The organism is Glaciecola sp. KUL10, from assembly GCF_003203515.1.
GTDB lineage: Bacteria > Pseudomonadota > Gammaproteobacteria > Enterobacterales > Alteromonadaceae > Glaciecola.
In genome coordinates this window covers 108,043-118,769 of record NZ_BGNG01000012.1, presented here as the reverse complement: position 1 = coordinate 118,769, position 10,727 = coordinate 108,043, and the positions used below count along the sequence as shown (strand labels likewise).

The 10,727-nt window shown below is 39.7% G+C and carries 11 protein-coding genes and 1 pseudogene; 8 read left to right on the top strand and 4 right to left on the bottom strand.

Going from position 1 to position 10,727, the window contains the following annotated elements:
* From KUL10_RS16540 to KUL10_RS16530, 3 genes and pseudogenes are all read left to right on the top strand, one after another.
* Positions 1-388: pseudogene (locus KUL10_RS16540) on the top strand (hypothetical protein); the annotation flags it as partial.
* A 2-nt stretch (positions 389-390) separates the two neighbouring features.
* Positions 391-3,681: a type I restriction endonuclease subunit R gene (locus KUL10_RS16535; RefSeq protein WP_110430058.1), complete on the top strand. Its 3,291-nt coding sequence runs from the start codon at positions 391-393 to the stop codon at positions 3,679-3,681.
* Positions 3,682-3,686: 5 nt separating this feature from the next.
* The gene (locus KUL10_RS16530; RefSeq protein ID WP_110430057.1) at positions 3,687-4,514 is read left to right on the top strand and encodes a M48 family metallopeptidase; all 828 of its coding nucleotides are present in this window, start codon (positions 3,687-3,689) and stop codon (positions 4,512-4,514) included.
* A gap of 73 nt (positions 4,515-4,587) precedes the next feature.
* Here KUL10_RS16530 and KUL10_RS16525 read toward each other — a convergent pair whose 3' ends face one another.
* The 4 genes from KUL10_RS16525 to KUL10_RS16510 all read right to left on the bottom strand — a co-directional run bounded on the left by KUL10_RS16525 (position 4,588) and on the right by KUL10_RS16510 (position 7,126).
* Entirely contained in the window at positions 4,588-4,881 is a 294-nt protein-coding gene (locus KUL10_RS16525; RefSeq protein WP_110430056.1) for a hypothetical protein, read from the bottom strand.
* Between the two features lie 439 nt (positions 4,882-5,320).
* Complete coding sequence (locus KUL10_RS16520) at positions 5,321-5,851, bottom strand: adenylate kinase (protein WP_110430055.1); 531 nt, start codon at positions 5,849-5,851, stop codon at positions 5,321-5,323.
* 102 nt (positions 5,852-5,953) lie between these two features.
* Complete coding sequence (locus KUL10_RS16515) at positions 5,954-6,463, bottom strand: hypothetical protein (protein WP_110430054.1); 510 nt, start codon at positions 6,461-6,463, stop codon at positions 5,954-5,956.
* Positions 6,464-6,538: 75 nt separating this feature from the next.
* Positions 6,539-7,126 (bottom strand): TetR/AcrR family transcriptional regulator, encoded by a 588-nt coding sequence (locus tag KUL10_RS16510; protein ID WP_110430053.1) that lies wholly within the window; start codon positions 7,124-7,126, stop codon positions 6,539-6,541.
* A gap of 251 nt (positions 7,127-7,377) precedes the next feature.
* On the opposite strand from KUL10_RS16510, the gene KUL10_RS16505 reads away from it, so the two are divergent.
* Genes KUL10_RS16505 through KUL10_RS16485 form a run of 5 tightly spaced genes read left to right on the top strand, consistent with a single transcriptional unit; the run spans position 7,378 to position 10,726 of the window.
* Entirely contained in the window at positions 7,378-7,602 is a 225-nt protein-coding gene (locus KUL10_RS16505) for a hypothetical protein (protein ID WP_110430052.1), read from the top strand.
* A 2-nt stretch (positions 7,603-7,604) separates the two neighbouring features.
* Positions 7,605-9,044 carry a S9 family peptidase gene (locus KUL10_RS16500; RefSeq protein ID WP_110430051.1) on the top strand — a complete coding sequence of 480 codons (1,440 nt, stop codon included), beginning with the start codon at positions 7,605-7,607 and terminating at the stop codon, positions 9,042-9,044.
* A gap of 36 nt (positions 9,045-9,080) precedes the next feature.
* Positions 9,081-9,803, top strand: coding sequence for an NAD(P)-dependent oxidoreductase (locus tag KUL10_RS16495; RefSeq protein WP_110430050.1), 723 nt, complete (start codon positions 9,081-9,083; stop codon positions 9,801-9,803).
* A gap of 12 nt (positions 9,804-9,815) precedes the next feature.
* The gene (locus tag KUL10_RS16490; RefSeq protein WP_110430064.1) at positions 9,816-10,220 is read left to right on the top strand and encodes a DUF4440 domain-containing protein; all 405 of its coding nucleotides are present in this window, start codon (positions 9,816-9,818) and stop codon (positions 10,218-10,220) included.
* Between the two features lie 47 nt (positions 10,221-10,267).
* On the top strand, positions 10,268-10,726 hold the full coding sequence (locus KUL10_RS16485) for a hypothetical protein (protein WP_110430049.1): 459 nt from the start codon (positions 10,268-10,270) through the stop codon (positions 10,724-10,726).
* Position 10,727: the final 1 nt, after the last annotated feature.

Sequence of the window (10,727 nt, the reverse complement as noted above, 5' to 3'; positions counted from 1 at the left end):
TTATGATGATTGTACGTGGCCTCAGCACTGTATTTATAAAGTTGGTTGTATATTTACAGGTGATTGCGATTTGAATAAAATTGACCTAGGTATTGTGTATTCAGACCTAGGCTTAAATGTCGGCACAATTCAAATTCCTCATCATGGTTCAAAGCATAATTTTTCAATTCAATCACTAAGTGATTTTTGGCCTCATATTTTTTGCCCTATATCTTATGGAACCAAGAATAACTATGGTCATCCAGCGGCAGAGGTTGTAAATGAGCTATCACAACAGGGCTTTCGATCTATATTGGTTAACGAACAATCAAGTTCAGAGTTTGAACAAAGGTTCACAATATTGAGCAAAAGCGCCAAATTAATGAAACATAAAGTAGGTATTTTCTGATTATGCAAGGAATAGCGAGCTTTAGAGAAGAGTATAGCTCTAAGCTACCAGCTCTGACTCTCTTAACCAACCTAGGCTACACTTTCATTCCACCCAGTGAATGCGAAGCGCTGCGTGGTAACACTCTAGCAAGTGAAAATAAAAGCACCCATCAGGTTATTTTATTACCTGTTATGCGTGTCTTTTTAGCGAAACAGACGTTTTCGTATGCTGGTAAGCAGCACTCGTTATCAGAAGCTGCCATTGATAAAGTCATGCATGAGCTAAACCCAGCCATGAACCTTGGTTTAAAAGCGGCCAATGAGAAAATCTATAATGCCTTAATGTATGGCGTTAGTGTCACTGAATTCATTGATGGCAAAAAAGCCTCACCTACCATTAAGTTGATTGACTGGCACAATATCGATAACAACCAATTCCACTATACCGAAGAGTTGGTGGTTCAAAATGCCGAAGGCACTGGTAATCGAATCCCTGATATTGTGTGTTTTGTGAATGGTTTGCCGCTAGTAGTGATAGAGGCGAAACGCCCAGATTCTAATAAAGAAGGTAAATCGACCAACGTTGAGGCAATTTCTCAGCACATTCGTAATCAAGGTCAGGCTGAAATCCCTCACTTATATGCCTATAGCCAACTGCTGTTAGCGGTAAATGGGCATGAAGGTTTATATGCTACATGCGGCACCCCTGAAAAGTTTTGGGCGAAGTGGAAGGAAGAACAAATACCCGAAGCAGAATTTGTCAGGTTAAAAAATCACAAGTTGAGCGATGAACAATTAAATGTGCTGTTTAACCATCGCCCCACCAAAGCGAAAGATGATTACCTATCACTGGTTGCAGCAGGTGGCTTAACTGTTACCGATCAAGATAGGCTTGTTATCAGCTTGCTGCGCCCAGAACGCTTATTGGATATGACTCGCCTGTTTACCTTGTTTGATAAAAAAGCAGGTAAGATAGTTGCTCGCTACCAGCAGGTATTTGGCATTAAGGCGCTTATTGAACGCATTAACACGTTTGATGATTCAGGTGCTCGTGAAGGTGGTGTTATTTGGCACACCACAGGCAGCGGTAAGTCATTTACTATGGTGTTCTTATCAAAAGCGTTGATCTGGCTTGAAGAGTTAGCGCAATGTCGAGTGATCATTGTGACTGACCGTGTGGACTTAGAAGATCAATTAAGCCGCACTTTTGCCTCTGGCGGTGTATTAACCGACCGCGATAAAAAAGATGCAATGGCGACAACTGGTAAGCGTTTAGCTGAGCAAATTGGTAAAGGTAATGAGCGAGTTATCTTCTCGATAATTAATAAGTTTGGTTCTGCCATTAAGCAAAAAGACTGCTACAACGACAGTCCGAATATTGTTGTTTTAGTCGATGAAGGTCACAGAAGCCAAAACGGTGAGAATAATGTACGCATGCAGCAGACATTGCCTAAAGCGGCCTATATTGCTTTTACGGGTACGCCACTATTGAAAGACGATAAGACCGAAAATAAATTCGGTAAGATCATTCATTCTTACACCATGCAGCAAGCGGTTGAAGATAAAACCGTTACCCCACTGTTGTATGAAGAGCGCATTCCAGAACTGAATGTTAACGACAAAGCTATTGATGCTTGGTTTGAACGCAGCACTAGTAAATTAACTGACAAACAGAAAGCGGATTTAAAAAAGAAGTTTTCGCAGAAAGGACAGATATACCAAACCGAAGGCAGAATTGATTTAATTGCATACGATATTGCCGACCACTTCCAAAATTTTAAACAGCAAGGATTAAAGGGCCAGTTAGCCTGTGACTCCAAAGCCTCTGCTATTCGTTATAAGAAGGCATTGGATAAAATAGGCACGGTAACATCGGTTGTTGCGATGTCGGCTCCAGATACTCGTGAGGGTCATGAAGCTGTCGATCAGGAAAGCAAAGACATTGTACAAAATTGGTGGAAGGCTAACGTTAATAAAATGGACGAAAAAGCCTACACCAAAGCCATTATTGAAGACTTTGGTAGAGATGATGGCCCCGACATCATGATCGTAGTTGATAAGCTCCTAACAGGCTTTGATGAGCCAAAGAACACTGTGCTTTATATCGATAAGCCTCTAAAAGAGCACAACCTAATACAAGCAATTGCCCGTGTTAACCGATTACATAGTAAAAAGCAGTTTGGTTACTTAATTGACTATCGTGGAATATTAAAAGAGCTTGATACTACCATTGAAAAGTATCAAGACCTTGCAGAACGTACCCAAGGCGGCTTTGATATTGACGATTTGAAAGGTTTGTATAATCGCATGGATACGGAATACAAAAAGCTTCCGGGGCTGCACAGCGATTTATGGGCAATATTTGATGGTGTTAAAAACAAGCAAGATGGCCCAGCGCTTCGCCAAGCGTTAGCACCTAAGGTGCAAGATGTCGATGGCAAGCTTGTTGATACAAATCTTAAAAAGCGTGATGACTTCTACTCAGCACTGACAGCATTTTCAAACTGTATGAAAGTAGCATTGCAATCTGCAACCTACTTTGAAGATAAGTCATTCGATAACAAACGTGACTGGTACAAACGTGACCTAAAAGCCTTTGTCGATTTGCGTAAACAAGTGCGTGAAGATGCTGACGAAACTATTAATTATGATGAATACGCTGAAGATATTCGCAGTTTACTTGATAAGCATATTGCTGGCATTGAAGTAAAAGAGCCAGATGGTGCGTATTTAGTCGGCAACTTAGGAAAAGACGTTAAGCCACAGGATATGAGCGATGACGAAGCTCGTAACCAAACCGATAAAATCACAGGTCGAATCACTAAGATGATTGAGCAAGACTTAGCTGATGATCCTTATGCCCAAGAGTATTTTTCTAAGATGTTGAAAAAGGCGATTGAAGATGCAAAGGCTATGTTTGATGCGCCTGTTAAGCAATACATCCTGTTTGCTGACTTTGAGCAGGAAGTGAAAGACCGCAAAGTAGCTGATATTCCTAATGACTTTTTAGATGAAGCTGGCAAGTTAAATAAACATGCCCAAGCCTATTTTGGCTTGTTCAAGCATTTGTTTGACAGTGATTTCTTAACTGAAAAGACACTAGACAACGACAAGCTGGTGTCTCTTGCTTTTAATATTGATGCTGTTGTGAATGATGCGGTTGCTGAGTATTCAATTAACCCTACGGAAATCGAAAACGCCATACACATGAAGTTGTTGCCGATGTTGTTTGGTGAGCTTGGGCTTGAAAGCGCTCAAAAAATAATTGAAGAAGTGCTCAAGATCACCCGCTTAGGTTTGGCGAGAGGTTGATATAGGTGAGCAAGCAATCTGTTGCAGCAGCTATCACACAAAACGAAGAGAGCACCTCAAACAATGAGCAAGGTGCTTTTGTTTATGGCCATCACACCATACTTTATGATGTGATTCGAAAACATAAACCTGATGACGCTCTTAAAAAAACAGCTCGCAAGGTTGTAATTAAAGTACATCCAGATCAACGTGTCGTCGCTACTGTTCCATTTGATGCAACTGAAGACGCCATTCAAGCGGCAATGCTGAAAAGAGCGCGATGGGTATGGCAAAGCATCGAAGACTTTTCAAAACAAAAAGATACAGTGTTACCAAGGCGATATGTTAGTGGTGAAACCCAGTTTTATTTGGGTAAACGCTACGTACTAAAAGTGGTAATTGATGCTGAACAAGTAAGTAATGTAAAGCTAAGTCGGGGCAAGTTGCAGGTAACGCTAATGCACGCATCTGAATTAAATAATAACCAACAACAAACAAAAGTAAAATATCTTGTAGGCCAATGGTATCAGACAAAAGCTAAGGCAATATTTCATGAAAGGCTAGCCGAATTGCTTCCACAAGCTACTTGGGTAACAGGCATTCCTTCTTTTCGTGTAATGGCAATGAAAAAACAATGGGGAAGCTGCTCAGTAAAGGGCAACTTAATGCTTAACCCACACTTGGTGAAGGCTCCAATGGAATGCGTTGACTATGTAATCCTTCATGAACTTTGCCATATCGCGGAGCACAACCACAGCGATAAGTTTTGGCGCTTGTTAACCCAAGTAATGCCCAATTGGAAAGAAGTAAAAGCTAAGTTAGATGATATGGCGGAGATGTATTTAAATGGTTAATAAATGTGTAGGTCAGGCCAGCCCTTTTTAAGGCTGGCATCGCCATTTAATAGTCAGCTTTAGTAGTTTAAGTTTACGGCCAAATAGGGCTGTTAAGCCAATCAGCAATAATAGTCATGTCTTGCTGGTTTAATGTTCTTGCCGCATCAACGAAATCAAATTGAAAACGATTGTCTTGATCCCATATCGACAAGATAAAATTTCCGCGAAGATGTTCTCGATGGGAAGCCAAGGTGAAATAATCCTCGACATTCTCGTCAATGCGCTCTTGTTTCTCAAAATCAAACATATACGCTAAGTCTGGCATCTTCTCCTTTACCCATAATGCAAACTTTCCCGGATCTTCAGATGTAGAATAATTAGTCATGACGTCCTTCCTTGGTTGAGGTGAAATCCACTCATAAGATTTCTCTACTCATTAATGTAACCGATTTTTTTTGAAACGACCTAAAAGATAAATTTTTTTTAAGGAATGCAAACTAGACACTCTTTTATCAATAAAAAACTTTACCACGAAACTTTGCCACAAAAACAGAGTTATGATATCTTACCTATATAAATCAATAGGTTGTGTGTCAAAAAGAACCTCGGGGAGAATCCCTCTCTCTCCGCCAGATAATAATGGAGCCCACTAGCGCAGTGGGCTCTGTCGTTTTTAGCATTTTAAAAACTCGTCTCTGCCATTTAACTCTGCCACAAATTGCATAGTGCATAGATTTAAAAACGTATGTGTAACTTGGTGAAAGGGGTTAAACGGGCGCTTTCAGTTGTATCGCAGTTCAAAAGAATACTCAATTTGAGCCATCTCAGTTTTCACTACACATGTTTTCTACGAGACTATTTAAGTCTGCAAGTGAGCGAACAATATACACACTTTTTTCATTCTTCAAAGCTTCTATAGAAAGTAAAAATTTGTCATTCCAGAACTTTGGACAAAGTCGAAGTGTTTTAATTGTATTAACGGTCCCATTCAATATTGAACTGTGTTTGGGCCACCCTTCCGGTCGCTTGTGAAAACCCATAAAAAAACGTTTTGCGACAAGCCAGTAAGTAAGCGAATAGGGTAAGTCTATATATACAAGCGTATCGGCGGCATCAATGCGTTGATAGAATGAACTCAACGCATTTAGCGGTCCAAAACCTTCGATGATCCATTCCTCAGAAGACATAATATGAGCGTGCTTGGTTTCATAGTCTTTTCGGTCTATTTCTTCACCATTATCTTTATACAATATGGAATCGAGAGGGTATAACTGAATGCCTGTTGCCAAAGCTAAACGACGACTGAATGTTGATTTGCCGTTCGCTGGTTTACCGAAGACTGCTATCTTTTTCATTATTCGACCAATTATTTAGTGTTGATTATATTCCCGAAAAATCGAATTATGTGGAGCTTCTATGAAATGCTTAACCTGTCTCCACAATCTCTATATTAATCTTTACCCGTTGAAATCTTTTGATGAGTGCTCAATATCAACAGGTCCTGATGCGTCAGAATTTTTAATGCAAAGAAAGTAAGCCCATGCAATCAATAAAAGCTGCAAAGGTGTTCGAATAAGTAAATAACTTGCACCCCACAGGTGTCCGCCTAGACCAGTTGCATTTAATGCAGCGTAGATATTTGCAGGAAAGAAAACAACGAAAATAACAATGGCAGATTTTGCTGCAGAATTTTGGAATTTGGGTATAAAAAGGGCAATACCGACGACCAGTTCCAACACACCTGTAGCGTAGATTATTAGGAGTCGGTATGGCACCCAAGATGGAAGCATATGAACCATCCCTTCAGCTTTAACCGCGTGACCAATTGAGAAAAAAATAAATGCCACACCCAAGCCCCAGCATGCATACTTTCTAACAGTCAGTTCGGAACCATTGAATTTAGCTATCAGAAACGCTAAGGCCAGTGGTAATGTTAGTAAAACGAGAATAATGATTGGAGTTGTCATAGTAATATTAAGCCTATTGTCTAAAAATACTTTTTTCTTAACTCGTAGTGCCCAAGAGCAAGTTTAACTTGCAAGTTAATCGAGAATCTTTGTTAAACCAAAACGGTAGAGTTTTTCTAACTCTGACCTTTTTGCTCCAGCTCTTGTACGTAGACTTAGCGTTTGCATCAACCCCTGCAAGAGTTGTGCTCTTAAGTCGCTATTATCACTTACTTTAGCAGTTTCAAGTCGGTCTTGAAGAAGAGCATCAATTTTGCAAATGATAGCGTTATAAAAACTGTTGACCGTTCTGTTTTCAGCAGCTTCAGCAGGCATAGTGCTTGTTGCCATGCAACCTAGGTTGTCCTCGCAATAGAAGTCCAATAAACAATTGAAGAAGCGTATAAATGCTTCCTGCAAAGATTCATATTTCAGCGCTTGGGCGAGCGGTGTTGAAATCGTTTCGAAATAATGCTCAACACACTGAGTAAAAATTGCTTCTTTATTCCCAAATGCATTGTACATACTGGGTCTTTTTATTCCCATCGCATCAGAGAGTTCGTCAAGGGACGTAGCTGAATAACCTTTGCTCATAAATAGAGCGACAGCGCCATCCAATGCTAGTTTTTTATCAAACCCTCTGGGACGCCCACGCCCTTTTGATGTTGTCGTATTAGTTTGCATAAATTTACTTGAAAAAAATTTCTTAAATTAATTGTATGCGAAGTGGTACAAAAATAAAAGTGACATATTTAGGATGTTAATTACGAAAAAATGTCGGTGTATTAGCGGTAGATAAATTGTCGCAAGAATGCTTAAAAACAAACAACTTATATGTGCTACTTGTATTTGTAGTACATGTGAGCTATTATCGGCTTATTGTACTGTTAGTTCAAGTGGTACAAGTTATGTGAAATATAAAGGAGCAAATCAAAATGAAAATAAACAAACCTCAAAGAATAGTATTCGCGGATTTAGTCATTGGAGGAGCGATGTTTTTACTTGCGTACTTATTGAAGGATGCGACACCAGAAGCACAGACCCAGGGATTAATCGCTATTATGTTTGCCATATTTTTGCGTTTGAAGAGGCAAGACAACAATACTCTATGCAATGACACAAAGTGTTTGCGCGGATCGAGCGAAACAGCAGGAGAATAGTCATGAGAGTCTTAAGAAATGCACTAGCACTTCTATTAGTGTGTAATTTCTTATTGTCTTTTCCTTCAATTGCAGAGGGGTTAAAGGGGAAATGGGAAGGGAACATTGAAATTGGAACTCAGTTGGTACCTGTAGTATTCAATATTACTGTTAGTGATAACCAACTCAAAGCAACCATGGATAGTCCTATGCAAGGTGCTAAAGATATTCCCATTGAATCAGTTTCTGTCAGTGGCAACCAGGTAGTATTTGATATTGCAGTCGCGGGCGCGCGATATGAATCAATTAAAGAAGGGGGCAGTCTAGTTGGCACTTGGAAACAAAGTGGTCAATTATTGGCGCTTACGATGACAAAGCAGTCCAATCAGGCCACAACTACCAAAGCATCACAGCCAGTAAAAAAACTATATAGGCCACAAGAGCCAACGCCGCCGTTTGATTATGTCAGTAAAGAAGTTAGTTTTCTTAACTCAAAGGATGGAATTGAACTGTCAGGGACACTCACCTTGCCCAAGAAGCCAATAGCGGCAGTTATATTGGTTTCCGGTTCAGGACCTCAAGACCGTAATCAATTATTTATGGGGCACAAGACTTTCTGGGTCCTAGCTGATTTTTTGTCTAGTAACAGTATCGCAGTGCTGCGTTTCGATGATAGAGGGGTTGGTAAATCACAAGGCGTATTTGAAAACTCAACGAGTTATGACTTTTCAGAAGATGTCAGTGCTGGAGTTGATTTCCTAAAGTCTGTTCCAGAGCTCAATGGCAATATATTTGGGATTATTGGTCATAGCGAAGGTGGTTTGATTGCTCCGGTAACGGCAAATAACAACGCAAATGTGGATTTTATTGTTCTGATGGCAGGACCGAGTCAAAGCGGGCAGTTTGTATCTGAAAATCAGATGAAAAAAATATTACTTTCAAATGGATTAACTCAAGAGGCCGCTAAGGCGGGTAGTGAAATTACCACTGAATTAAACAAAACTGTGCTCGAAAATACTAGCACACCTTATACGGAGTTAAGGGCGAAGCTTTTAGCAGCCTATTCGAAAAAATGGGACTCACTATCGCAAGATGTAAAGCAACAAATTAAGCGACTAGGTGGAGGGACGTTGCCTGAACAGAGAATAAAAATGCTGACAGGGAATTGGTACAAAACTTTTCTAACACATAAACCGAGTGTGTATTTAGCGAATTTAGATATACCTGTTTTGGCCTTGTTTGGTGAAAAAGATGTTCAGGTAAGTGCATCTGAACATTATGAATTGATGCAACAGACATTAAAAAACGGACATCAGCATTCTCAGTCCATTATTTTAGAAGGCCACAATCATCTTTTTCAACGTTCTGAAACAGGCGCAATGAGTGAATATCAGCATATAGAGGAAACCTTATCCCCAGTGCTTTTGGAAAAAATAAAAACGTGGATATTCGCTGCAAAATAGTACAGCACTGAAATGAAGTCTTAAGGTAGAGGAATTATGAACAAAGTATTGGTATTTGGAGCCAGTGGATCCACAGGTAAACAAGTAGTCAAAACGCTACTGGATAGGCAAATAATAGTGACTGCGGTAGTAAGAAATTCAGTCTCTTTTTCTAAACATGTTCCCGATGAAGCAAATCTAGTTGTGTTGGAAGCAGATATTACTAATGAGCCAATGTCTTTTTATTCAAATTGTATTGATGAGAATGATGCGATCGTCAGTTGCTTGGGCCATAACATGACGCTGGCAGGTGTATTTGGCTCACCGAGACTTCTTGTTCACGATGTCATGCAAAATATTGTCAATACAATAAAAGACACTAAGCCTAAAGCTTTAAAAAAGCTGATATTGATGAGTAGCGCTGCGGTAACAAACGCCCATATATCTGAAGTTCCACCTTTATCAGAGCGTTTGGTAGTGAGCGTTTTACGCACATTTGTACCGCCGCATTTAGACAACGAAAAAGCAGCTGAACTTCTTCATTGCCAAGCGACGAAAAACAGAAGTATCGAATGGGTAATAGTGCGCCCTGACGCACTTTTTGATGAAAAGTATGAAAGTCCATTCGATGTTTGTGATTCTCCGTCGCGAAATTCAATATTTAACTCTGGAAAAACGAGCAGAATAAATGTCGCCAACTTTATGTCCAAACTAGTGACCGACGAAGCCTTGTGGCACAAGTGGAAAGGTAAAATGCCCGTTATTTACAACAAAATATAGGAGGATATGCAAGTGAGTAAAAACATAATCGAACGACAGATTGAGATTGCTGACAACGCAATAATGGCAAGAGACTATGATGCGTTGATGTCAGTCTATACCGATGATGCGGTCTTGGTTATTGAACCTATGCGCAATGCAGTTGGCAAAGAGCAAATTCGAAATGCCTTTATGAAAATAAGCGAATTTTTTGATAACGGATTGAAAGTGGTACAAAACGGGTTAGAAGTCTTAAAGGCAGGCGACACTGCACTGGTATTGGCAAACACGGTCGTTTCTGGTCCAGATTTTCAAGCTGTTGAGCGCAAAGCGACCTACGTCTTTAAAAAATCAAATGATGGGATTTGGCTTTGCGCTATAGATAATTCCTACGGTCATGAAATTATTCAAAAACCACCTATCAAAAGCTTACTTTGAATAGCTTTACCAAAGAAAAAACATAGAAAACACAATTTAGGATACACATGAAAATACTCAACACCATTTTGATTCTTGCATTTCTTTCGTTCTCGGCTAATGCGCAAGACGACTCATGTAGCAATGATTGCAAGAAAGATCTAGTCGAAAATTATCTAGACAATATTGTCAAAATTTTTGTTCTTGGTTCTACAATAGATGACATCGACGTATTTCTATCTCAACTCCATGATGATATAAAATATGAGCATGAAGAATATGGAGCAAACTTTACTAAGGTATCGTGGCGGGATGCGTTTGCTCGTCAACTCGAAAAGGGATTTTACCAAGAAAGACGTAGAATGGATGGAAGGATATTAAAAATCATTTATGGAAAGAATCATGCGGCAGTTGAATATACCTACGGTATATATTCAGAGGAAGGTAAATGGGAGAAAGACCACGTGAAGTTTGCTTTATTTGGATTCAAAGAGAGTAAGATTTCGTTAGTAAGAGAATATTGGTGAT

What these genes read in the sequence shown, in the direction of transcription:
- KUL10_RS16500 (WP_110430051.1), top strand. Translation starts at nt 7,605, where the DNA reads ATGAGAGTCTTAAGAAATGCACTAGCACTTCTATTAGTGTGTAATTTC.
- KUL10_RS16510 (WP_110430053.1), bottom strand. Translation starts at nt 7,126, where the DNA reads ATGCAAACTAATACGACAACATCAAAAGGGCGTGGGCGTCCCAGAGGG.
- KUL10_RS16515 (WP_110430054.1), bottom strand. Translation starts at nt 6,463, where the DNA reads ATGACAACTCCAATCATTATTCTCGTTTTACTAACATTACCACTGGCC.
- KUL10_RS16520 (WP_110430055.1), bottom strand. Translation starts at nt 5,851, where the DNA reads ATGAAAAAGATAGCAGTCTTCGGTAAACCAGCGAACGGCAAATCAACA.
- KUL10_RS16495 (WP_110430050.1), top strand. Translation starts at nt 9,081, where the DNA reads ATGAACAAAGTATTGGTATTTGGAGCCAGTGGATCCACAGGTAAACAA.
- KUL10_RS16535 (WP_110430058.1), top strand. Translation starts at nt 391, where the DNA reads ATGCAAGGAATAGCGAGCTTTAGAGAAGAGTATAGCTCTAAGCTACCA.
- KUL10_RS16505 (WP_110430052.1), top strand. Translation starts at nt 7,378, where the DNA reads ATGAAAATAAACAAACCTCAAAGAATAGTATTCGCGGATTTAGTCATT.
- KUL10_RS16525 (WP_110430056.1), bottom strand. Translation starts at nt 4,881, where the DNA reads ATGACTAATTATTCTACATCTGAAGATCCGGGAAAGTTTGCATTATGG.
- KUL10_RS16485 (WP_110430049.1), top strand. Translation starts at nt 10,268, where the DNA reads ATGAAAATACTCAACACCATTTTGATTCTTGCATTTCTTTCGTTCTCG.